21 protein-coding genes are annotated in these 21599 nt (G+C 55.2%); 12 read left to right on the top strand and 9 right to left on the bottom strand.

Annotated elements, in window-relative coordinates:
- Positions 1-22: 22 nt before the first annotated feature.
- From BJF95_RS02635 to BJF95_RS02650, 4 genes are all read right to left on the bottom strand, one after another.
- Complete coding sequence (locus BJF95_RS02635) at positions 23-658, bottom strand: nucleoside triphosphate hydrolase (protein ID WP_075637882.1); 636 nt, start codon at positions 656-658, stop codon at positions 23-25.
- Positions 655-1437 carry an ATP-binding cassette domain-containing protein gene (locus BJF95_RS02640; protein ID WP_075637883.1) on the bottom strand — a complete coding sequence of 261 codons (783 nt, stop codon included), beginning with the start codon at positions 1435-1437 and terminating at the stop codon, positions 655-657. Before BJF95_RS02640 ends, BJF95_RS02635 begins: the two co-directional genes overlap by 4 nt.
- Entirely contained in the window at positions 1437-2519 is a 1083-nt protein-coding gene (locus BJF95_RS02645) for an ABC transporter permease (RefSeq protein ID WP_075637884.1), read from the bottom strand. Before BJF95_RS02645 ends, BJF95_RS02640 begins: the two co-directional genes overlap by 1 nt.
- Before the next feature lie 197 nt (positions 2520-2716).
- Complete coding sequence (locus BJF95_RS02650; protein WP_075637885.1) at positions 2717-3742, bottom strand: sugar ABC transporter substrate-binding protein; 1026 nt, start codon at positions 3740-3742, stop codon at positions 2717-2719.
- 273 nt (positions 3743-4015) lie between these two features.
- Between BJF95_RS02650 and BJF95_RS02655 the strand changes: the two genes are divergently transcribed.
- Complete coding sequence (locus BJF95_RS02655) at positions 4016-5245, top strand: ROK family transcriptional regulator (RefSeq protein WP_139317378.1); 1230 nt, start codon at positions 4016-4018, stop codon at positions 5243-5245.
- Entirely contained in the window at positions 5245-5673 is a 429-nt protein-coding gene (locus BJF95_RS02660) for an RbsD/FucU family protein (protein ID WP_075637887.1), read from the top strand. The genes BJF95_RS02655 and BJF95_RS02660 overlap by 1 nt, the downstream gene beginning before the upstream one ends.
- Positions 5674-5807: 134 nt before the next feature.
- On the opposite strand, the gene BJF95_RS02665 is transcribed toward BJF95_RS02660, so the two are convergent.
- Positions 5808-6575: an SDR family NAD(P)-dependent oxidoreductase gene (locus tag BJF95_RS02665; protein WP_075637945.1), complete on the bottom strand. Its 768-nt coding sequence runs from the start codon at positions 6573-6575 to the stop codon at positions 5808-5810.
- 257 nt (positions 6576-6832) lie between these two features.
- On the opposite strand from BJF95_RS02665, the gene rocF reads away from it, so the two are divergent.
- Both rocF and BJF95_RS02675 read left to right on the top strand, forming a co-directional pair.
- On the top strand, positions 6833-7768 hold the full coding sequence (gene rocF / locus BJF95_RS02670; RefSeq protein ID WP_075637888.1) for an arginase: 936 nt from the start codon (positions 6833-6835) through the stop codon (positions 7766-7768).
- A gap of 87 nt (positions 7769-7855) precedes the next feature.
- Positions 7856-8014, top strand: coding sequence for a YqaE/Pmp3 family membrane protein (locus tag BJF95_RS02675; RefSeq protein WP_075637889.1), 159 nt, complete (start codon positions 7856-7858; stop codon positions 8012-8014).
- 18 nt (positions 8015-8032) lie between these two features.
- Here BJF95_RS02675 and BJF95_RS02680 read toward each other — a convergent pair whose 3' ends face one another.
- Positions 8033-8950, bottom strand: coding sequence for a helix-turn-helix transcriptional regulator (locus tag BJF95_RS02680; protein ID WP_075637890.1), 918 nt, complete (start codon positions 8948-8950; stop codon positions 8033-8035).
- Positions 8951-9327: 377 nt separating this feature from the next.
- On the opposite strand from BJF95_RS02680, the gene BJF95_RS02685 reads away from it, so the two are divergent.
- From BJF95_RS02685 to BJF95_RS02710, 6 genes are read left to right on the top strand one after another with little or no spacing between them, the layout of a single operon-like run.
- Positions 9328-10212, top strand: a complete 885-nt coding sequence (locus BJF95_RS02685) for a carbohydrate ABC transporter permease (protein ID WP_075637891.1) — start codon at positions 9328-9330, stop codon at positions 10210-10212.
- A gap of 4 nt (positions 10213-10216) precedes the next feature.
- Positions 10217-11125: a carbohydrate ABC transporter permease gene (locus BJF95_RS02690; protein ID WP_075637892.1), complete on the top strand. Its 909-nt coding sequence runs from the start codon at positions 10217-10219 to the stop codon at positions 11123-11125.
- Positions 11126-11129: 4 nt separating this feature from the next.
- Positions 11130-12248 (top strand): ABC transporter ATP-binding protein, encoded by a 1119-nt coding sequence (locus BJF95_RS02695; protein ID WP_075637893.1) that lies wholly within the window; start codon positions 11130-11132, stop codon positions 12246-12248.
- Positions 12249-12271: 23 nt separating this feature from the next.
- Positions 12272-13534: an ABC transporter substrate-binding protein gene (locus tag BJF95_RS02700; protein WP_075637894.1), complete on the top strand. Its 1263-nt coding sequence runs from the start codon at positions 12272-12274 to the stop codon at positions 13532-13534.
- A 56-nt stretch (positions 13535-13590) separates the two neighbouring features.
- Positions 13591-15114 carry a polygalacturonase PglA gene (gene pglA / locus BJF95_RS02705; protein ID WP_083638663.1) on the top strand — a complete coding sequence of 508 codons (1524 nt, stop codon included), beginning with the start codon at positions 13591-13593 and terminating at the stop codon, positions 15112-15114.
- Entirely contained in the window at positions 15111-16226 is a 1116-nt protein-coding gene (locus BJF95_RS02710; RefSeq protein ID WP_075637896.1) for a glycoside hydrolase family 88/105 protein, read from the top strand. The genes pglA and BJF95_RS02710 overlap by 4 nt, the downstream gene beginning before the upstream one ends.
- Positions 16227-16275: 49 nt before the next feature.
- On the opposite strand, the gene BJF95_RS02715 is transcribed toward BJF95_RS02710, so the two are convergent.
- From BJF95_RS02715 to exbB, 3 genes are read right to left on the bottom strand one after another with little or no spacing between them, the layout of a single operon-like run.
- Complete coding sequence (locus BJF95_RS02715) at positions 16276-17208, bottom strand: energy transducer TonB family protein (RefSeq protein ID WP_075637897.1); 933 nt, start codon at positions 17206-17208, stop codon at positions 16276-16278.
- Entirely contained in the window at positions 17205-17678 is a 474-nt protein-coding gene (gene exbD, locus BJF95_RS02720; protein WP_075637898.1) for a TonB system transport protein ExbD, read from the bottom strand. The genes BJF95_RS02715 and exbD overlap by 4 nt, the downstream gene beginning before the upstream one ends.
- 4 nt (positions 17679-17682) lie before the next feature.
- Positions 17683-18621: a tonB-system energizer ExbB gene (gene exbB, locus BJF95_RS02725; protein WP_425348669.1), complete on the bottom strand. Its 939-nt coding sequence runs from the start codon at positions 18619-18621 to the stop codon at positions 17683-17685.
- A gap of 337 nt (positions 18622-18958) precedes the next feature.
- Here exbB and BJF95_RS02730 point away from each other — a divergent pair, with 337 nt between their 5' ends.
- Both BJF95_RS02730 and BJF95_RS02735 read left to right on the top strand, forming a co-directional pair.
- Positions 18959-20794 (top strand): methyl-accepting chemotaxis protein, encoded by a 1836-nt coding sequence (locus tag BJF95_RS02730; protein ID WP_075637899.1) that lies wholly within the window; start codon positions 18959-18961, stop codon positions 20792-20794.
- A 550-nt stretch (positions 20795-21344) separates the two neighbouring features.
- The gene (locus BJF95_RS02735; protein WP_075637900.1) at positions 21345-21581 is read left to right on the top strand and encodes an Lrp/AsnC ligand binding domain-containing protein; all 237 of its coding nucleotides are present in this window, start codon (positions 21345-21347) and stop codon (positions 21579-21581) included.
- The last annotated feature ends 18 nt before the right edge of the window (positions 21582-21599 follow it).

The following is a 21599-nucleotide window of genomic DNA, read 5'->3' on the forward strand; positions in this document are numbered from 1 at the left end:
TTTGTCGAGAGGAGAATTCTCGTTATTTCAGATCAATCACATCCACGCTAATGTTCGCGGGGCGTGATTTTTCAATCACCAAGCGGCCATTGGGCAGGTCGTTGCCGTTGAGTTTCCAGGCGATTGCGGCCTCATCCAGCCCAAAATGCACCCAGCGCTCCCGAAGGCGCTGTTCCAGCACATCCAGCGGAGGGCCGACAAACAGGGTGAGATCAAAGCAAGGTGCAAGCCGGTTCCAGGGTGCCTGATCCAGCAAAAGGTAATTGCCTTCAACCAGAATAAAGCGGGTGTCGGGCGAAATAGCACGGGCAGATGCAATGGCCAGTTCGCGGGAGCGGTCAAACACCGGCACCAGCACCTCTTCATCGCCGCGCTTCACGGCGGTGACAATGTCGAGAAAGCCACGAACATCAAAGGTTTCTGGTGATCCCTTGCGGGGCAAGAGGCCGCGCTCCTCCAGAATGCCATTGTCCATGTGAAAGCCATCCATGGGCAGGATCTCAGCCGTCTCACCATGGGCAATCAGCGCATCGCGCAAAGCGTCCGACAGGGTAGATTTGCCAGCACCTGGTGGGCCGGCAATACCAATCATGAAACGGCTGGCATTTGTTGCCAGCCGTATGATTTCCTCAAGAAGGGAGGAAATGGATGTTGTCATGCGGCAATCGCTTCCACGGGCGGCTCTTTCGCTCCGGTCATGAAGGCCACGGCATCCGACATGGTGTAATCCTTCGGATTGATCACGCACAGACGCTTGCCCAGGCGGTGAATGTGGATGCGATCGGCAACCTCAAACACATGCGGCATATTGTGCGAAATCAACACAATCGGCATGCCGCGCGAGCGCACGTCCTGAATAAGCTCCAGCACGCGGCGGCTTTCCTTGACGCCGAGTGCGGCTGTTGGCTCATCGAGAATAACCACCTTTGAGCCAAAGGCAGCAGCGCGCGCCACGGCCACACCCTGACGCTGACCGCCCGAGAGGGTTTCCACGGCTTGATTGATGTTTTGAATGGTCATCAGGCCAAGCTCGGACAGCTTGTCACGGGAGAATTTGTCCATGGCAGCCTTGTCGAGCGAGCGAAACAGGCTGCCCATGATGCCGGGCTTGCGCAACTCGCGGCCCAGAAACATGTTGTCAGAGATGGACAACGCAGGCGACAGAGCAAGGTTTTGATACACCGTCTCAATACCTGCCTTGCGCGCATCGATAGGAGAGCGGAAATGGATCGTTTGACCTTCCAGCTTGATCTCGCCTTCATCCGGTGTCACAGCACCGGAAATAGCCTTGATCAGTGAGGATTTGCCAGCGCCGTTATCACCAATCACGGCTAGAATTTCGCCCGGATAGAGATCGAAATCGGCTTTGTCGAGGGCGGTAACACGGCCGTAGCGCTTGATGAGACCGCGAGCGGTGAGGATGGGTTCTTGTGCCATTAGCCTGCTACCTTTCTGATCCATTGGTCAATTGCGACGGCGGCAATGATCAGCACACCAATCAGCATATAGGTCCATTGTGGGTCGGTGCCTGCCATGCGCAAGCCAAGCTGGAACACGCCAACAATCAGCGCGCCAAACAGCATGCCGAGGATGGAGCCGCGACCGCCAAACAGCGACATGCCGCCAATCACCACAGCCGTGATGGATTCAATATTGGCAAACTGGCCAGCCGTTGGCGAGACCGAGCCGATACGACCAATCATCACCCAGCCACCCAGCGCGCAGATCAGGCCTGCCAAGGTGTAGACCGAAATCAACATACGCTTGACGTTGACACCAGACAGTTCAGCCGCATCGGGATCATCGCCCACGGCATAGAGATGGCGGCCCCAGGCGGTGTTGTTGAGCACGTACCAAAGCACGGCTACCAGCACAGCCAAGGCAATGACGCCATAGGTAAACACGGCACCGCCCAGTTTGACGCTCTGGCCGAAAATCTGCAACAGTGCAGCACTGTCGCCAAGATCCTGCGAGCGGATGGTTTCATTGGCAGAATAGAGGAAGTTGGTGGCCAGAACGATCTGCCACATGCCGAGTGTCACGATAAAGGGCGGCAGCTTGACGCGGGCAATGAGAAAGCCGTTGATAAAGCCGCATACGGCACCAACGACAAACCCACAGAGAACAGCCAGCGGCGCAGGAACACCATAGTGTACCGCAACCTGACCCATCACCACGGATGACAGAACCATGATGGCACCAACCGAAAGGTCGATGCCTGCGGTGAGAATAACCAGGGTCTGGGCGGCCCCGATAACGCCGGTAATGGCCACCTGCTGCAAAATCAGCGTCAATGCGAAGGGGGAGAAAAACTTGGACCCCAAAATGGATGCAAAGACGGCAAGCGACAGGATCAGAACGATCAAGGGCACGGCGGCCGGGCTTGAGTGCAGAAAATACTGAAACTTCTGCACGGGTGTTTTTTTATCTGAATCGAATTGCGCGACCTGTTTTGAACTGCCGGACAACACATTTTCATATTCAAGATGGGGTTTTGTGGCGGCTTTCGGCTCGCTCATCGGTTTTCCTCCCGTCGGCCTCTATTGAGGTATGAGGGCCGGGCCAGCCTGCTGCAACAATTTGCCTGCGGCGGCCTTCGGCTTTTAAGATAGTCTCTATTTAATCTTTGTCGCTGTTACGACCGCAGGTTGGGTCGCCGTGGTGTGAGAAAGGCGGCCTGAGCCGCCCTTCGATGCTTAAACTGAGCGGGTAGGCATTAGCCCCAGCACTTCTTCAGGCCGTCAGCAACGCTGATGGATGGAACGCCCTTGGCAGGCTTGTCTGTGACCAGCGACACGCCGGTGTCAAAGAAGTTCTTGCCTTCGGTTGGCTTTGGCTTTTCGCCAGTGTCAGCAAACTTCTTGATGGCCTCGATGCCGAGGGCCGCCATCATCAGCGGGTATTGCTGCGATGTTGCGCCGATCACGCCTTCCTGAACGTTTTTCACGCCTGGGCAGCCGCCGTCAACGGAAACGATCAACACGCCCTTTTCCTTGCCAACAGACTTCAGCGCTTCATAAGCGCCAGCAGCGGCAGGCTCGTTGATGGTGTGAACAACGTTGATGTTCGGGTTCTTCTGGAGAAGGTTTTCCATGGCTGTACGGCCACCTTCTTCATTGCCGTTGGTGATGTCGTGGCCCACGATGCGTGGATCGGTTTCATCGCCAATCTTGGTTGGGTCCTTCGGGTCAATGCCGAAGCCCATCATGAAGCCCTGGTCACGCATAACGTCAACCGATGGCTGTGCAGGGGTCAGGTCGAGGAAGGCAACCTTGGCATCCTTTGCCTTGTCACCCAGCGTTGCGGCAGCCCACTGGCCAATCAACTTGCCAGCCAGCAGGTTGTCGGTTGCAAAGGTTGCGTCAGCTGCATCAATCGGGTCAAGCGGGGTATCAAGTGCAATCACCAGAAGGCCAGCGTCGCGGGCTTCCTTGACAGCAGGCACGATGCCCTTGGTGTCGGATGCAGTGATGAGGATACCCTTTGCGCCGTCGGCAATGCAGGTCTCAATCGCTGCAACCTGGCTTTCGCTGTCGCCGTCGATCTTGCCGGCATAGGACTTCAGCGTTACGCCAAGTTCTTTGGCCTTGGCTTCAGCGCCTTCCTTCATCTTGACGAAAAATGGGTTTGTATCGGTCTTGGTGATCAAGCAGGCAGAAACGCCGGCAGCATGTGCGCCAGATGAAAAAACGACACCGAGAGCCAAGGCACCAAGCGTGGCACCGATCAAATTGGTCTTCATAAAGGATCCCTCCCAAGGATAAATAATGAACTGCCCTCCTCAGGGCCGTTCGGTTCACATGGCTCAACACGTCTTTTGAAGGTCGTCCATGCTTCCGACATGAAAAAACCACTAAAAGAAATCGCTGTCAATAAATAAATCGAATTGAATTATTAATTCCTTGTGCCATGCTAAGGAAAGTCTCAGGCGAAGCGGAGGAGCGCGTGCCAAGCTGGCACCGTTTGAGATTTGCGTTAAGAAAAAACCCCTATGAAGAGGGTGGGAGGAATGGAAATGGCAGAGAGGATGTATGCGAGCGAGGCTGTGCCTGCCGCGATCCTCGAGACAAGCGGTGGTGCCAACCAGGTTGGCGTGCGCGCTTACAACGAGCGGCTGGTGATGTCGCTGGTGCGCCGCCATGGCAGTTTGTCCAAGGCTGAAATTGCACGGCGCAGCGGTCTTTCTGCGCAAACCGTCACCGTGATCATGCGCGTGCTGGAACGCGAGGGCTTGCTGATCCGCGGCGAGCCCGTGCGCGGACGGGTGGGGCAGCCCTCCGTGCCGATGCGGCTCAATCCCGATGGGGCCTATTCGTTTGGTGTCAAGATTGGCCGTCGCAGTGCGAATCTGGTGTTGATGGATTTTGTTGGCAAAATCCGCCACGAAGTGCGCCGCACCTATGCTTATCCCATGCCCGATGTGCTTTTGGATTTTATCGTCGAGGGCATTGCCGAGATCGAGGCGCGTCTGGATCATGCAGAGCGTGCGCGCATTGCCGGGGTGGGCATTGCAGCACCGTTTGAATTGTGGAACTGGGCGGAAGAAACAGGTGCGCCCGCCAAGGACATGGACGCCTGGCGTAAAGCTGATCTTCATGCCGATGCGGCGGCGAGAGTGGCGTATCCGGTGTTTTTGCAAAATGACGCCACCTCGGCCTGTGCGGCCGAGTTGGTGTTTGGTGTTGGTCCGCAGTATCCTGATTTTATTTACTTTTTTGTTGGCTCATTTATTGGCGGCGGCATTGTGCTCAATGCCTCGCTGTTTTCTGGCCGCTCTGGCACGGCGGGTGCTCTAGGGCCTTTGCCGGTGCAAAGACGCGACGGCAAGACGGTGCAATTGTTGAAAATTGCCTCGATTTTTGTGCTTGAGAATCTGTTGCGCGAATATGGCCATGACCCGAAAGCATTGTGGTATTCGCCAAACGATTGGATTGATTACGGCGAACCGCTGGAGATCTGGATAAGGGATTCGGCAGCGGCCCTGGCGCAGGCCATTGTCGCATCCGCTTCGGTTATTGACTTTTCGGCAGCGGTGATTGATGGCGGTTTTCCCGATTGGGTGCGCCAGCGTCTGGTTGCGGCAACGCGCGACGCCGCGCGTGAACTGGATCTGCAGGGTGTGTTGATGCCCGAGATTGTGGAAGGGATTGTCGGGCATCAGGCCCGGTCGGTTGGCGGTGCCAGCCTGCCGCTGTTTTCCCGCTATCTTTTGGATCAGAATGTTTTGTTCAAGGAGCTTGTGTAATGCTGAAGGGTCTCAACCCCATTCTTAACCCCGACCTTTTGGCCACGTTGCGTGCCATGGGACACGGCGATGAAATTGCGATTGTCGACGGCAATTATCCCGGTCTTGAGCATGCGCGCCGCCTGGTGCGTCTGGATGGCTTGGGCCTCATTCCTGTTCTGGATGCCATTTTGTCGGTGCTGCCGATTGATGATTTTGTGCCCGAGGCCATCTTCCGCTCCACGGTTGGCAAGGATCGCGATGCGCTGGATCCGGTTCATCAGGAGATCATCGATTGCTGCAAAGCCCATGAGCCCAAGCAGTCGGTGGTACCATTGCTGGGGCCGGATTTCTATCCACGTGTCAAAGCCGCCCATACTGTGGTGCAGACGGGTGAGCCGCGCCTCTACGCCAATGTTATCTTGCGCAAAGGCGTGATTTATCCTTGACTTCTTTTTAAATTAGAATTAACTAAAAAACAAGATGCCAGAGCAAAGGCGGACTTGCAATGGTGTCGAAGAAACCCTTCCGGGTGGTGGCAATCGAGACTTGGCCGTGCGGAGCGATCCGCACGGCCTTTTTATCATATGGCGGTAAAGCCATTGTCAACAAACAGATGGGCACCATTGACGAACATGGACTCATCGCTGGCGAGATAAAGGGCGGCGCGCGCTACATCTTCCGGCTCGCCAATGCGGCCTTGGGCAGCGGCAATGGCGGCATCGGACACGTCAACGCCCAAGCGTTGCAACTCTTCCACCTCGCGCAAGCCATGTGGGGTGCGAATAAAGCCAGGGCAAACAGCGTTGCAGCGGATGTTGCGATCTCGGAATTCGACGCCAATAGCGCGGGCAAACATATGCACCGCACCCTTTGTCGTGTCATAGAGCACTTCCATCGGCGTTGCCGCCACAGCCGAAATCGACGATGTGCAGACGATAGAGCCGCCGCCGGCTGAAATCATGCCGGGCAGAACAGCCTTGGTCATCAAAAACATGGAACGCACGTTGACGGCATGCAGCCAGTCCCATTCCTCCAGCGTCGTTTCCAGAAAGGGTTTGATGACAATGGTACCGGCGTGATTGAACAGCACGGTTGCCGGGCCAAAGGTGTCTTCCACGCCCTTGACTGCTGCTTTCACGGCATCTTCCTGCGAGACATCGGCGGTCCAGAAGTCTGCGGTGCCGCCGTCTGCTCGGATGTCTGCAACGGTTTTTGCCGCTTCCGCTTCGTTGCGATCAATAATCGCGACTTTTGCGCCTTCGGCTGCAAACAGCTTTGAAGCTGCGCCGCCCATGCCTGTCGCGCCACCAGAGATGATGGCGATTTTTCCCTTCAATCGGTCTGTCATGTTGCCCCTTGTCGTGTTTGTTTTGATTTGATTGATCTTGATCTGATTGTGCGAGGATGCCGCATGCGATGCACTTTTCAAGTGCCGTGTGGCTGTGCAGCAAAAATGCTCACCTCTTTGTTGGCATTGTGATTTTATCTGGCATTTTAGATCAATCCGATGACGAAATGTCACATTTATTGGACATAATGCGCAAAATGCACGGTTCAAACTCGCGGTTCTCTGTGCTGTAATTGTGTCATCAGAGGGAGTTGGCGATGAAATGTACATTGATTGGTGCGCCTGTGCAGATTGGTGCAGGCCGTCTTGGATGCGAAATGGGACCAAGTGCTTTGCGCATTGCGGGTCTGGCTTCCATGCTGACTGAGCTTGGTCACGAGGTTGGCGATATTGGCAATATTGCCCCAACGCCGCTCAAGCCTCTGCTGCATCCCAATCCGGCCATTCACCATCTGCCGGAAACGGTGGGCTGGATTGAAGCGCTTGAGCAATGCGCCTACCGGGAAAGCGAATCAGTCATGCCGATTTTTTTGGGCGGGGACCATGCTTTGTCGGCGGGCACCGTGCCGGGTCTGGCGCGGCGCGCAAAAGAGCTTGGCCGTCCGCTGTTTGTGTTGTGGCTGGATGCGCACACCGATTTTCATACGCTGGACACCACCCAAAGCGGCAATCTGCATGGCACGCCGGTGGCTTATTTTACCGGCCGCTCGGGTTTTCAGGGCTATTACCCCAAGCTGACCCATGCGGTGGACCCAGCCAATGTCGCGATGATTGGCATCCGCAGCGTTGATCCGGCAGAAAGAGCGGCCTTGCGGGAAACCGGCATTACCGTGCATGACATGCGCATGATTGATGAGCATGGCGTGGGCGTGTTGCTGCGCCCATTCCTGGAAAAGGTCAAAGCGGCCAACGGGTTGTTGCACGTCAGCTTTGATGTCGATTTTCTGGACCCGTCAATTGCGCCAGCGGTTGGAACCACCGTGCCGGGCGGAGCCACCTTTCGTGAAGCGCATCTGGTGATGGAAATGCTGCATGATAGCGGTCTGGTGACCAGCCTGGATCTGGTGGAGCTGAATCCATTTTTAGATGAGCGCGGACGCACGGCAATGTTGATGGCCGATCTGACGGCAAGCCTAATGGGTCGGCAGGTGATGGACCGGCCGACGCCCGATTATGCGGGCGGCATCGCATAATCGCAGCGGCAATTAAAATCGCAGCAGTAAGTGAACTCTTGCGAGGTTTGCGCGTTGTCTGTTCAGTTGGTGTTGTTTGGAGGTCCCATGGACGTTGTTCGTATTCTTTTCGCTATTCTGTTGCCGCCAGTGGGCGTGTTTTTGCAAGTCGGCTTGGGCTTGCAATTCTGGCTCAATATTTTGTTGACGCTTTGCGGTTACGTGCCAGGCATTATTCATGCGATCTGGGTCATTCTGCGCAAGTGATCCTCTGTTGATCGTCGGTCAGGATGGGCGGCGTTGTAGTGGATAGATGACCTTGCCATCTTCTTCTCCGCGCGGAAACTGGCCATCCCGATGGCGGCGCTCGGCGGCTTTATAGCCTGCGGGGCTCACGCCAATATAATGCTTGAACATACGCGAGAAATAATAGGGATCGCTAAAGCCGCTGAGCTCTGAGGATTTTTTGACTGACAATCCCCCCGCCAACAGGCCCATGGCGCGTTCCATGCGCTTGAATTCCTGATATTTCAGCGGCGTAAATCCCACTTGACGTCGAAAAATACGGCGGAAATAATCGCGGTTATAGGGAATGTTCTCCAAAACCTGCTCGACAATGCTGTCATCGAGTGGATCGGCCGCAATGCGGCTGGAGGCAACCATGACGGCAAGCGAGAGCTGATCGGGATTGTCGAGGGCCGCCTCTTGTTGCGGTCGCCAGCCTTCAAAGGCCGCTTCCATAAACTGGATCAGCAACACCATGAACATATGATGCTGGATCAGCGTGGTCGATGACAAAGGCACGCTCTCGCGATAATAGCGCACCAGCGGTTCCAGCATCGTCCAGCGCGGCAGGGCGACACTGCGACGGACTTTCATTTGCGAAATCAGATCCATCTGGCCAAACACCTCAAGGGTGAAATGCTGGGCGAGGCCGGTATAGGGCTCTTGCGAGATGGACTGTCCGCGAAACGGCATATTGGCCTCAATCAGCATGGCGCAGCCGGGCTCCATGATAATCTCTTCCCCGTCAATAACATAGCGTGCGCGACCCGTCAGGCAGATGGCCAGATCATGCACCGTGTTGACCTTATCAACACTCCAGCGCGGCGTATGCTGCATCTTGATGGCCGAGCGCGTCAGGGTCAGGCTCACCGCATTGACGGGAATGCCTGCCAAAACTGTCTGTTCAGTTTTATCCATCTTTTTGTCCCATATTCTCTATTCTCGCAAACGGGTATGCTAGTATACTACTTCAATACGATGAAAATCTGCTGAGGTGTATTGATCCTGCCATTTTGGAGCTCTGGCAATAACATACATTAAATCAATACATTAAATTGATTTCAAGCCTTGCAGATTGAAAAGAAGTGTGGAGTCTGGCCACTGGAAGGAGCGGGACAAGAGGACAAGGCCACCCGTATAGATCGTGCGGCTGATGTTTTCCCGGTTGAATGAATGCACAAAGTTGAAAACATGTTTTCTGCTGTCACAGGCGTGAGGGGCCGTATCTTGCGCAACTTTGCAGCGCAGATCGGCTCAGCCATCGCTGGTGAGCGTATAGCCGGGAGGTTTGCCGCATGAGTGGCGAGAACCGTTTCATGGGGCTGGTTTATCTGTCGCCCTATATTGTCGGCCTGTTGGTGTTCACCGCGCTTCCGTTTGTGGTGTCGTTTTATCTCAGCTTTACCGATTATAATTTGATGAGTGCACCGGTGTTCACGGGTCTTGCCAATTATATCAAGCTGTTCACGGCAGACCGCACCTTTCGCAAATCGCTTTCCGTCACCTTGTTTTATGTGCTGCTGACGGTACCGCTGAAGCTGATTTTTGCATTGTTTATCGCGGTTATTCTCAATTACCGGCTGAAATTCATCAATTTTTTCCGCACCGCTTTTTATGTGCCCTCGATTCTGGGTGGCTCTATCGCCATTGCGGTGATGTGGCGCTATATTTTTGCCGATACCGGCATCGTCAATATGGCGCTGACCTCAATGGGCTTTGAGGCGGTCAACTGGTTTGGCGATCCCACCAACGCGCTGTTTACCATTACTCTGCTTAGATTGTGGCAGTTTGGCTCGGCCATGGTGATCTTTCTGGCTGCCCTGCAAAGCGTTGATAAATCGCTCTATGAGGCCGCCGCCATTGATGGGGCCAATCGCTGGCGTGCTTTTGTGCACATCACCCTGCCTTTGATCACGCCGGTGATTTTCTTCAATCTGATCATGCAGATGGTGCAGGCATTTCAAGAGTTTAACGGCCCTTACATCATCACCCAGGGCGGGCCGTTGAAATCCACCTATCTGTTGCCGCTGTATATTTATGACGAGGCCTTCAAGCGCTTTGACATGGGCTATGCCTCGGCCATCGCCTGGGTGCTGTTTGCCATCATCATGGTGCTCACCGTTATTGCCTTCTGGTCGTCGCGCCACTGGGTCTATTACGCTGGCGACAAGAGGAGCTGATCTCATGACCGACCATGTTCTTCACAATTCAATGGCGAGCATTGAAGATGCCGACGTCATTCGCCGCAAACAGGCCCGCCGTCAGGTGATCGGTGCGGTTGTTCGCTATGGCATTCTCACAGCTGTTGGCCTTTTGATGCTCTATCCGCTGATCTGGCTGATTGGCGCATCGTTTAAAACCAATGCAGAAATGTTTGCCAATCCGGGCTTTTGGCCCAATTCGCCAACGCTGGATGGCTATATCAAGGGCTGGCAGACATCCACGGCTTACACCTTCGGCCATTTCTTTCTTAACACTGCCTATATCATTGTGCCCAAGGTGATTGGCACGGCCATTTCCTGCACAGCGGTGGCCTATGGCTTCGCAAGGTTTGACTTTCCGGGCAAGAAAATTCTGTTTGGCTCGCTGATTGCCACACTGCTTTTGCCCAATGTTGTCACCCGCATTCCGCAATATCTGCTGTTTCGTGACATGGGCTGGCTCGATAGTTTTCTGCCGCTCTGGGTGCCATCCGCCTTGGCCGGTGACGCTTTCTTCGTGTTCATGCTGGTGCAGTTCTTGCGCGCCATACCGCGCGATATGGAAGAGGCGGCCCGCGTTGATGGTGCCAACAGCTGGCAGGTGTTGATTTTCATTGTTGTGCCCATGCTGGCACCAGCCTTGATTTCGGTTTGCCTGTTTCAGTTCATGTGGAGCATGAACGACTTCCTCGGCCCGCTGATTTACATCTCGTCGGTCGATAAATTCCCCGTCTCGCTGGCGCTGAAACTTTCCATCGACACCACCGAAGCATTTGAGTGGAACCGCATTCTGGCGATGTCCGTCGTCACCATCATGCCAGCCCTGATCGTGTTTTTCATTTCGCAGAAATATTTCATCGAAGGCATCTCGTCGGGCGGGGTCAAAGGATAAAACAATGGCACGTTTGCAACTGAAAAATCTCGAAAAGACCTATGGTGGCTTCAAGGCGGTGCATGGCATCAATCTGGATGTCGCAGATGGCGAGTTCATGGTGCTGGTGGGGCCGTCTGGCTGCGCCAAATCCACGACGCTGCGCATGATTGCCGGGCTGGAGCAGGTGAGTGGCGGTGAAATCCGCATTGGTGACAGTCTTGTCAATGACAAAGCCCCCGGCGAGCGCGGCATTGCCATGGTGTTTCAAAATTATGCCCTCTATCCGCATATGAAAGTGCGCAAAAACCTGTCCTTTGGCCTGCGGCTCAAGCGCCGCCCCAAGGATGAGATCGAGGCCTCCACGCAGGAAGTAGCAGGCATTTTGGAAATTGGTGATTATCTGGAGCGCCTGCCCAAGCAGCTTTCCGGCGGTCAGGCCCAGCGCGTGGCGGTGGGCCGTGCCTTGATCAAAAAGCCGCAGGTGTTTTTGTTTGACGAGCCGCTTTCCAATCTGGATGCGAAATTGCGGGCCTCGATGCGGGTGCGCATCACCGATCTGCACAAGCAGTTGAAGGCCAATGGCCTGCAATCCACCGTGGTTTATGTCACCCACGACCAGACGGAAGCCATGACCATGGGCGACCGCATCTGCGTGATGAAGGAAGGCGTGATCATGCAGGTGGCCGATCCGGTGACGCTGTACAATCGTCCGGCCAATGCCTTTGTTGCAGGCTTTATCGGCAGCCCGGAAATGAACCTGATGGACTGTGAGCTGAGCGGAGACCGGGTCAAAATCGGTGAGCAGGTGTTGCAGCTTGCTCCGGAAATGATGAGCCGCCTGAAACCCAAAGCGGGTGGTCAGGTGACGCTGGGGGTACGCCCACAGCATTTTACCATGGTTGATCAGGCAACAGAAAACGGTTTGAACGGCCGGGTGTCGCATGTCGAATTCATGGGCCACGAGGTCTATCTGCACGTAAAGGTCGAAGGCCGCGCTTTGATCGCGGTGACCGAGGCCAGCCGTTATGAGCGCGGCAAAATCAGCGGCGATATGATCCGCCTTGTGCCGCAGCCGGGGGCGGCACACATTTTTGATCGCGCATCGGGCGAGAACGTCTCGCTGGCAAATATACAGTCATGACAATGGGTTCTGGGAGGAGCGACATGAGAAAGATCACAGCAGCATTTTTGGGCCTTGCTATGGCCGCCACCAGCCTGGGCGCGGCCCACGCCGCCACCTTGCGCATGTCGTGGTGGGGCAGCGACGACCGCCACAAAGCCACGCAGGAAGCGTTGAAAGTCTGTGGTGCAAAATTCGGCCACACCATCAATCCTGAATTCACCGGCTGGACCGGCCATCAGGAAAAAATCACCACCCAGATTGCCGGCGGCACTGAAGCCGATATCATGCAGATCAATTGGCCGTGGTTGCCGATTTTCAGCAAGAATGGCGATGGCTTTGCCGATCTCAACCAGTTCAAGGATATTATTGATCTCAGCCAGTGGAGTGCCGCCGATCTTGAGGGCGGGACTGTCAAAGGCAAGCTGAATGGCATTCCTGTCTCAACGACGGGCCGGGTTTTCTTCTTCAACAAGACCACGTTTGAAAAGGCTGGTCTGAAAGTGCCGACCACTTGGGACGAGTTGTTGGCAGACACGCCGATCATCAAGGAAAAAGTCGGTGCCGACGCCTATCCCTTTGAAGGGGCGGCACTGGATGCGCGCATGCAGCTAACATTGCGGGTGACGCAAAAAACCGGCAAATCCTTCATCGATCCAGACACCAACAAGGTGGCATGGACAGCGGCTGAGCTGGCGGAAGGCCTGAAATTCTACAAGACCATGGTGGATAAGGGCACCATCATGTCATGGAAGCAAGTGGCGGGTACGGGCAATATTCTGCTGCATGAAAACCCCAATTGGGCCGACGGCAAGATTGCAGGCACCTATCAATGGGATAGCGTTTACAGCAAAATCGCGACACCCCTGCAAAAGGGGCAGGAACTGGTGCCGGTGCCGCTTTTGACGGTGGCGGATGCCAAGACACAAGGTGTCTATCGCAAACCCTCCATGCTGTTTGCCATTTCCAAACACAGCAAAGAGCCAAAGGCGGCAGCACAGATTATCAATTGCCTGCTCAACGATCCTGAGGCAGTGACGATTCTGGGCGCTTCGCGCGGAATTCCGTCCAGCAAGGCAGCGCTTGCCGTGTTGGAAAAGGAAGGCAAAATCAAGCCGGAACAGATTTTGGCCCATAAGCTTGTGATGGATGCGACGGGTCCAAAGATCTCGCCACTCTATGAGCATCCGCGTGTCACCGAAGCCTTTGACTCGGTGTTTGAGGCTTATGCTTACGGCAATATCTCTGCCGATGATGCCGCCCAGGAGATTATTGATAGCGTCGATGACGCGCTTTCAGGTCTTTAAGGCGTAAAATGGATGCCAGATCATCGGTTTGGCATCCGTTCCAGAAAGGATAGGCCATGGCTGACTTACAGTGTTTGACGGTGACTGCGCGAACCGCGTGTTTTGCGTATTCAGCATCGGACAATCTATATGCGCTGAAGGATACGGTGAGCTGGTCGCTGTTTGATGGCGAGAGTGCGCTGGTGCAGCAGGGTGAGACAGACAATGTCGTCTTCATGCTCAGCAATCTTGAGCCAGACCGTGACTATAACTTGCGCGTTGGCGATGCGGAATGTGCGTTCGCAACCCCGGTTGAATCCGCTCTTTTTGATATTGCCGATTATGGCGCGCGCTGTGATGCAGAGGATAATGCCGCCGCCATCCAGACTGCCATCAACGCATTGCCTGACCATGGCACATTGCGCGTGCCTGCTGGCGACTGGCCTTGCGGCCCGCTCTTTTTAAAAAGCCGCATGACCTTGCTGCTGGAGAAAAATGCACGGTTGATGGGGATCGCCGATCGCAGCCGTTATGCCATTTTGCCAGCCCGTGATGACAAAGCCCGTGTGCTGGGCACGTGGGAAGGGGTGGCTGAGGCCTGTTTCGCCAGCCTGATCACCGCAGTGGATTGCACCGATCTTGCCATTACCGGCGAGGGGGTGATTGATGGCGGCGGCGACCGGGGCGATTGGTGGACATGGCCAAAAGAAACCCGTGATGGCGCAAGGCGGCCGCGCACCGTGTTTATCTCTCATTGTGAGCGGGTGACGTTGTCGGGCATTACCGTTTGCAATTCACCGTCGTGGACCATTCACCCGGTGTTATCGCGCGCGATCAGCGCCTTTGGAATTTTTGTGCGCAACGATCCGTTTTCGCCCAACACCGATGGCTTTGATCCCGAATGCTGCGTGGATGTCAGCCTCAAGGGCGTGTTCTTCTCGGTGGGCGATGATTGTATTGCAATCAAGGCGGGTAAGCGCGATCCGAAAGGCGGACTGGATCAGGTTTGTGAAAATATTTCGATTGAAAATTGCCGCATGGAGCGCGGCCATGGCGGGGTTGTGATTGGCAGCGAAATGAGTGGCTCGGTGCGCAATGTGACTGTGCGGCGCTGTAGCCTGAGCGAGACGGATCGAGGTTTGCGGATCAAGACCCGGCGGGGTCGCGGCGGTGTGGTGGAAAACATCGTGATGGAAGACTGTGTGATGGATGCGGTGCTGACGCCGCTGGCTATCAACGCCTTTTACTTCTGCGACGCGGACGGCAAATCGGATGCGGTGCAAACCCGCACCCCGCAGCCGGTCACAGAGACGACGCCGCATATTGCCAATATCACGGTGCGCAATCTGGTGGCTCATAATGTGGCGGTGGCGGCTGCCGCCTTTTTTGGCCTGCCGGAAGCGCCGATCACCGGTATCACGCTTGAGACTATTCATATCACTTATGATCCCGAGGCCGTTGCTGATGTGCCGGTGATGGCATGCAACATTGAGCCGGTGCGCCACGGCGGCATCATTGCCGAGTATGCGCAATTCGACAGCCAGAGCGGCCTCGTGTTTGGCCCCTCCAATCGATCTCTGCCTGAAAGTGTTGCCGTATGAGTGATCCGTTGATGGACTATTTCGATGCTTACGCCCGTGATTACGCCCCCTATAAGGGCGGCAGCTGGTGCTATGAAGATGGCTGCCTCTATCGCGGTTTGATTGCTCTGTTTGATGCTACTGGCGAGGCACGCTGGTATGACCATTTGAAACGCCTCGTCGATGCGCAGGTGGATGCCGAGGGGCAGTTGAGTGGTTATATTCTGACCGAATATAATATCGACAATATCTTGCCGGGCCGCGCCCTGATCACCCTGTTTCAGCACACGGGCGATGAGCGCTATCGCAAGGCGGCAGATCTTCTGGCGCGGCAGTTGCAAAGCCACCCGCGTATTGCCGCCGGACCTTATTGGCATAAATTGCGTTATCCCCATCAGGTCTGGCTGGACGGTCTCTATATGGGGCTGGCGTTCAAGGCCGAATATGGTGCGCTGGTCAATCAGCCCCTGATGATGTGGGATGCCTTGGACGAATTGCTGATTTCGCTGGATCTGACCGCCGATGAAGCCAGCGGCCTTTATCGCCACGGCTATGATGAACAACGCCTGCAAAGCTGGGCGGATGCAAAAACCGGGCTGTCCCCCGCCCATTGGGCGCGGGCGCTTGGCTGGCTTGCCATGGCGATGGTGGATCTGTTTGATCTCTTGCTAGACAGTGCCAACAAGGTTGTTTTGCAGCAACGGCTAACGGCTCTTTTTGACCGACTCCGCGCTCTTCGCACCAAAGACGGGCGCTGGTTGCAGGTGATTGATCAACCTGATCTCAACGGCAATTATGCCGAGAGCTCGGCAACGGCGATGTTTGCCTATGCCTTTCTCAAGGCGGCTCGCTTGGGGTTGGGGCAGGCCTATGCCGAGATTGGTCTTGGTGCTTTGCACAGTCTGGAGCACCATGCCCTGCGCACCAATGAGGCGGGCCGGATGGTGCTGCACAACATCTGCTGCGTTGCGGGTCTTGGTGGCTTTGGCGGGGTCTATCGCGATGGCACACCCGCTTATTATCTCTCTGAAGCGCTGAATGATGATGACATCAAGGGCGTTGGCCCTTTGATGATGGCGCAAGCCGAGAGCTACCGCCGCAAGGCCGAAAAACCGCTGATCACGGCGGCGTAAAAGCTGTAGGTTTTAACAAACACGACCTCCTGATGGAGGTCGTTTTCGTTTATCGCAGATTGAACTTGAAAGGCACGGTAATGGTTTTCCCGGCCTCAGGTGGGGGGGCCGGAACGGGCGATGCCTTACGGATCATCTCCAGAATGGCCTGATCCAGAGCGGCAAAACCCGAGGAGCGGGTGATGGAAACCGACAAGACGTTGCCGCTGTCATCGATCTGAAAACGGGCATAGACGGTGCCTTCTTCTCTGTTGCGCTGGGATTCACGCGGATAGCGTTTGCGCCGCTGAAGATAGGAACTTAACTGCGCCTGCCATTTTGCAGGCGTTACCGATGATGAAAACAGACCAGAACTGGTGGTTTTCGCAGCGGTTCTGTCCGATTGCTTCACTTCTGCCTTTGCCTCTTGCGTGGCGGCTTGGGCCTTTGGTGGTGGTGGCGCTTTTTTTCTGATGGCTGGCTTGGGTTTTTCTGCCAGCTTTTGCTCAATCTTCGGTTCAGGTGGCCGAACAAGAGGCAGCGGAACTGCGACATTGTCGAGCTCTTTCGTCGCCTGTTGTTCCACAGGTGGCGGCTCAGGCGCAGGTTCGGGCTTTTCCTCCACCGGCGGTGTGATCGGCGGTGGCGGTTCCTCGATTTTTTCCGGCACGGGCGGCGTGGGTTCCGGCTGCGGCTGCGGTTGAACCACTGGTTCCGGCGGTGGCTCCACCGGCGGCGTCACGCTTTCCGATTTTACCTCCTGTGCATCGTGCTGGTCAGGGGTAATCTGGTTTTCATCGACATTGGTGGCTTCCGGCTCGGCCGCCATTTCAATCATGATGGCGGCTGGTGGCTCGTTGACACCTGCTACCTCCACCGGCGCTTGCATCAAAAGCACGACAGCACCGGCATGGGCGGCAAATGCGAGAACGCCCGCAACTGTCCACAGCAGGATATCTGTTGCAGCAAGGTTGCTGCTTTTCGCGTCAATGCCGGTTTTCATGGAGTGCTCGGAGCTTGCGCCGGGGCGGTCGTCTCGCTGAATGTCGCTTGCGGCATTGTCTCGAGCCCCACCAGCGCAATTTTCAAATAACCGGCATCGCGCAGCAGGTTCATCACGGTCATGAAGTCGCCGTAGCCCACAGATTTATCGGCGCGCAGGAAAATCCGTGCATCCTTGTTGCCCTTTGCCAGCCGCTCCAGCGCGCCGGGCAAACCCTCGCGGCTGATCACGTCATTGCCCAGAGACAGGCTCAAATCCTGCTTTAATGTCAGATAGATCGGCTCGTCCGGCCGTTTGGCAGGTGCTGCACTCGAGGCTGGAAGATCAACATTGACATCAACCGTGGCCAAGGGAGCCGCAACCATGAAAATGATCATCAGCACCAGCATGACGTCAATAAAAGGGGTGACATTGATTTCGTGGTTTTCGACCAGATCGTCACCGGATTGTTCACGAATTCCGCCTGCCATGGTCTTACTCCGTCACCACCTTGAGACGGGCGGCGCGCACCTCGGCGGGCACCTTGCGAAAGTCGAGATCACGGCTGAGCAGGCGCTCAACGGCAGCACCTGCATCCACCAGCTGCTGGCGATAACCGGTCACGGCACGGGCAAACACATTGTAAATCACCACAGCCGGAATGGCGGCAACAAGCCCGATGGCCGTTGCCAGAAGCGCCTCGGCAATGCCCGGGGCAACAACGGCCAGATTGGTGGTTTGCGATTCGGAAATGCCGATGAAGGCATTCATAATGCCCCAAACCGTGCCGAACAGACCGACAAAAGGACCAATGGAGCCAATGGTGGCCAAGACGCCCGTGCCGGCTGTCATGCGGCGTCCGGCCCGCACCTCAATGCGGGACAGAGCGGAAGACAGTCGCTCCTTTACCCCGTCGTTGCCCGCATAATCGAGGGCCGGTTCTGAAAGTTTTAATTCATGGACGGCCGTGGTCAGCATGATCGATACGGTTCCGCGGTGTTTCTCAAGGCTCATTGCCGCCTGATGCAGCGACCGCGCCTGCTGAAGAGCCACAAGGCCGCGACGCACCTGCGCCTTGGCGGTGGTCAGTTGCAAGGCTTTGGCAATCAGGATGGTCCATGTCGCCACAGAGGCAAGGCCGAGCGAGATCATCACCCCTTTAACGATCCAGTCTGCGGCCATAAACATGCCGATGGGCGATAAATTGTGCGGAATGTCAGCGCGTGCCTGCGGTGTGGCGTCTGTCTCCATTCCCGTCGCTGCGGTCTGTGCGGGTGTGGTTTCGTTCGACGCAGGGGAGGATGATGTTTCTGCCGCTTGTGATGTGGCAGGCATTTGCTGGGCCGCAACAGTGAGCGGCGGCAACAGGGTGCCAGCCGCGATCAAAAGGGCAAGACCTGCATGAATGAGCCGAGATGAGCAGCGCGACGCCATGAGACATCCTTCCAGACGAAAATTGATTTCAGGCGTCGTCACCGGCATGGGGGTGGTCGAGGCCATTAACACAGTCTTCGATATTAAACTTGAATAAAAATTTCAAGTAATAATCTGCCGTGGCACAACCTAAAATCCAACCTGAAAATATGGCCCGGAAACATTGCCGGAAACATGGCCCGAAAATAATGCACATTTTTCTATGCTTGCTCTGGGCCGGATCTGGGCTTGATCTGGGCATGCAAGCTGCGAGCGTAGAGAAAATTTTTGGTTGTGGCCATTAGTGTTTTTTAACGATGTCAAATTATAGCTCTCGCCAGTGCATTGAGGGGAGCTCATGAAAAAAATTCGCATTGGTTGGCAACTCTTTTCGGTTGTTGGAATTCTCGTTTTCGGATTTTCCGTTGTTCTATTTTATCAAATCAGCACATCCAGCAAGAATATTTATGATCAAAAATATGACATGCAGCGGATCATGGCGGAAAGCGCCTTGTCTGTTTTGAAATTTTACCACGAAAAAGAGATCAAAGGCGAGCTGGATACACAGCAGGCCAAAGCGCTGGCTTTTCAAGCCATTTCGGCCATGCGCTATAATCCTGATGGCTATGTATTCGCTTATGATTACAGCGGGACACGTCTCGCTTATCCCGATCAGGCAGGCGTCGGCAAAAATTTTATCAACACCGCGGACAAATTTGGCACGCGGCTGATTGCTGATCTGATTGATGTCGGCCGCAAGGGTGGCGGCTGGACCAAATATTATTGGACGCGTCCAACGCAACCTCCTGAAATGGTGTTTCCGAAGGTCGGCTATGGACTGGCTTTCGAGCCGTGGGGTGTCATGGTTGGCACAGGTGCCTATCTGGATGATTTGCAGAATTATGTGCAATCGGGCACCAACAAGGTGCTTATTGCCGCCGCCATTGTCTTGATCTTTTCGCTGGCGATTGCCTTTTGGCTTATTCGGGGCATTACAGGTTCTCTCAATCGGTTGCGCAGCGCTCTTGATCAGGTTGCCAATGGAAATACCAGCTTTGAAGTCCCTCATGCTGACATGAGCAATGAAATTGGGATGATGGCAAAGGCCACGCAGGCTTTGCAGGAAAAAGTGCGCGAGCGCCACGCCATGGCACTGCGTGAGCATGAACAGCAACGCGAACTGGACAGCGAGCGCCAGCAAAATATCGATCGTCAGGCGCTGGAAGCCCGTGAGCAAGCCCATGCTGTGTCCACCATCGGCGTTTCGCTGGAACGGCTTGCAGATGGTGATCTTACCGTGCGTTGTGACGATCTTGGTCGCAAATACGAAGACCTGCGCCACAATTTCAATGATGCATTGACCAAGCTGGAGCAAGCGATGGGGCGTGTGAGCCTCAAAGGCAATGACATTGCCGTCAGCAAGGAAGAAATCCGCAGAGCGTCTGGCGAGTTGGCAACGCGCACCGAGCGGCAGGCTGCCAATCTGGAAGAAACGTCGGCTGCTTTGGATGAATTGACAGTCGCCATTCGCCAAACTGCCGATGGGGCCCGTGAAGCGGCAAACCGGGTGCAGTCGGTCAGCAAGGAAGCGCAGCAGAGCGATGGCATTGTGGCCCACGCCATTGAGGCCATGAGCGGCATTGAAAAATCCTCGGAAGAGATCACCAAGATCATTGGCGTGATTGACGAGATTGCCTTCCAGACCAACCTTCTGGCGCTCAATGCGGGTGTTGAAGCAGCGCGTGCTGGCGAAAGCGGCAAGGGCTTTGCGGTGGTGGCGCAAGAAGTGCGCGAACTGGCACAGCGCTCTGCGGCGGCAGCCAAGGAAATCAAGGATCAGATTGCCCGCTCTTCGGCACAGGTCAATGAGGGTGTGCAACTGGTGGGCAAAACCGGCGAAGCCTTAAAACGCATCTCTGGCCAGATTACCGAGGCCAATGACGTGGTGGCCCGCATTGCCGCCAGTGCGGCCGAGCAGAACACCACCATGCGCTCGATTTCTGCATCCCTGAACCAGCTGGATACGACTACCCAGCAAAATGCTGCCATGGCGGAAGAGACCACGGCCTCTGCCGAGGTGCTGGCCAATGACACTGGCGATCTGTTGCAGCTTATTCAGGGCTTTCGGATTTCGACCGCCAGCCATCAAGACCAATTGCGCGGCATGGCGCAATCCATGCGCCGGGCAAGCTGACCAGACCAAAGAAAACGGCCCGCGCAATTCAGCGGTACCGTAATGTAAGAACGATCACGACAGCACCGTGCCGAATTTCGAAATCGGCGCGGTGCGCTAGATTTTTGTTTTCGCATCGGATTTGTCCGAAAGCCGGGTCCCACTTTTCGGACCAAAGCTGTAAGATAATCTGTGAGCAACCCGCAAAAATTTCAGGGATGGGTCGACTATTAGTTTATAATTGATTAACATGCTAACACCGCAGTTTCGGTGACATGATGTCGCTACGCGGTAACGGCGCTGCTGACCATGATGGTTTCGGTGCCGTTTTTGTTGGCCGCGCGATTATTTGCATCGCATGTTGGCCGGGTCATCGGCTTCACTGCAGTCCGCTTTATCTTTTCTTGTGCAGCATGTACGCTACAGCGCCGTGTGCCATATATGGCGCGCAAAGGACGCTGTAACACTTTTAATCTGCTGCATAATTCCTTAAATCGATTCCGATTTAAGGAATTATGCAGTAGCGTGTCATTGAGAACAATGAAATGCGACATGCTTTAGGAATGATCTTATGAAACCGATTTTTGTTCAGCTGCAATGTGTTCCTGGCAAGACCTATGAGGTGGCCGACGCAATTTACAAGGCCGAGATTGTCTCTGAACTGTATTCAACCTCTGGTGAATATGATCTGATGATCAAGGTCTATATCGAAGAGGGGCAGGATATTGGTAAATTCGTCAACCAGTATATCTCGTCGGTGCCGGGTGTTGTGCGTTCGCTGACCACCATGACATTTACGGCTTTCTAGAGTTTGTCAGGGAAAAGT

Source organism: Rhizobium oryziradicis, from assembly GCF_001939045.1.
Lineage (GTDB): Bacteria > Pseudomonadota > Alphaproteobacteria > Rhizobiales > Rhizobiaceae > Allorhizobium > Allorhizobium oryziradicis.

Excerpts from the sequence above, each read along its gene's own strand:
- BJF95_RS02645 (WP_075637884.1), bottom strand. The coding sequence starts at position 2,519 with ATGAGCGAGCCGAAAGCCGCCACAAAACCCCATCTTGAATATGAAAAT.
- BJF95_RS02635 (WP_075637882.1), bottom strand. The coding sequence starts at position 658 with ATGACAACATCCATTTCCTCCCTTCTTGAGGAAATCATACGGCTGGCA.
- exbB (WP_425348669.1), bottom strand. The coding sequence starts at position 18,621 with ATGGCGTCGCGCTGCTCATCTCGGCTCATTCATGCAGGTCTTGCCCTT.
- BJF95_RS02685 (WP_075637891.1), top strand. The coding sequence starts at position 9,328 with ATGAGTGGCGAGAACCGTTTCATGGGGCTGGTTTATCTGTCGCCCTAT.
- pglA (WP_083638663.1), top strand. The coding sequence starts at position 13,591 with ATGGCTGACTTACAGTGTTTGACGGTGACTGCGCGAACCGCGTGTTTT.
- BJF95_RS02695 (WP_075637893.1), top strand. The coding sequence starts at position 11,130 with ATGGCACGTTTGCAACTGAAAAATCTCGAAAAGACCTATGGTGGCTTC.
- exbD (WP_075637898.1), bottom strand. The coding sequence starts at position 17,678 with ATGGCAGGCGGAATTCGTGAACAATCCGGTGACGATCTGGTCGAAAAC.
- BJF95_RS02710 (WP_075637896.1), top strand. The coding sequence starts at position 15,111 with ATGAGTGATCCGTTGATGGACTATTTCGATGCTTACGCCCGTGATTAC.
- BJF95_RS02715 (WP_075637897.1), bottom strand. The coding sequence starts at position 17,208 with ATGAAAACCGGCATTGACGCGAAAAGCAGCAACCTTGCTGCAACAGAT.
- BJF95_RS02735 (WP_075637900.1), top strand. The coding sequence starts at position 21,345 with ATGAAACCGATTTTTGTTCAGCTGCAATGTGTTCCTGGCAAGACCTAT.
- BJF95_RS02690 (WP_075637892.1), top strand. The coding sequence starts at position 10,217 with ATGACCGACCATGTTCTTCACAATTCAATGGCGAGCATTGAAGATGCC.
- BJF95_RS02640 (WP_075637883.1), bottom strand. The coding sequence starts at position 1,437 with ATGGCACAAGAACCCATCCTCACCGCTCGCGGTCTCATCAAGCGCTAC.
- BJF95_RS02675 (WP_075637889.1), top strand. The coding sequence starts at position 7,856 with ATGGACGTTGTTCGTATTCTTTTCGCTATTCTGTTGCCGCCAGTGGGC.
- BJF95_RS02655 (WP_139317378.1), top strand. The coding sequence starts at position 4,016 with ATGGCAGAGAGGATGTATGCGAGCGAGGCTGTGCCTGCCGCGATCCTC.
- BJF95_RS02730 (WP_075637899.1), top strand. The coding sequence starts at position 18,959 with ATGAAAAAAATTCGCATTGGTTGGCAACTCTTTTCGGTTGTTGGAATT.
- BJF95_RS02665 (WP_075637945.1), bottom strand. The coding sequence starts at position 6,575 with ATGACAGACCGATTGAAGGGAAAAATCGCCATCATCTCTGGTGGCGCG.
- rocF (WP_075637888.1), top strand. The coding sequence starts at position 6,833 with ATGAAATGTACATTGATTGGTGCGCCTGTGCAGATTGGTGCAGGCCGT.
- BJF95_RS02660 (WP_075637887.1), top strand. The coding sequence starts at position 5,245 with ATGCTGAAGGGTCTCAACCCCATTCTTAACCCCGACCTTTTGGCCACG.
- BJF95_RS02680 (WP_075637890.1), bottom strand. The coding sequence starts at position 8,950 with ATGGATAAAACTGAACAGACAGTTTTGGCAGGCATTCCCGTCAATGCG.
- BJF95_RS02700 (WP_075637894.1), top strand. The coding sequence starts at position 12,272 with ATGAGAAAGATCACAGCAGCATTTTTGGGCCTTGCTATGGCCGCCACC.
- BJF95_RS02650 (WP_075637885.1), bottom strand. The coding sequence starts at position 3,742 with ATGAAGACCAATTTGATCGGTGCCACGCTTGGTGCCTTGGCTCTCGGT.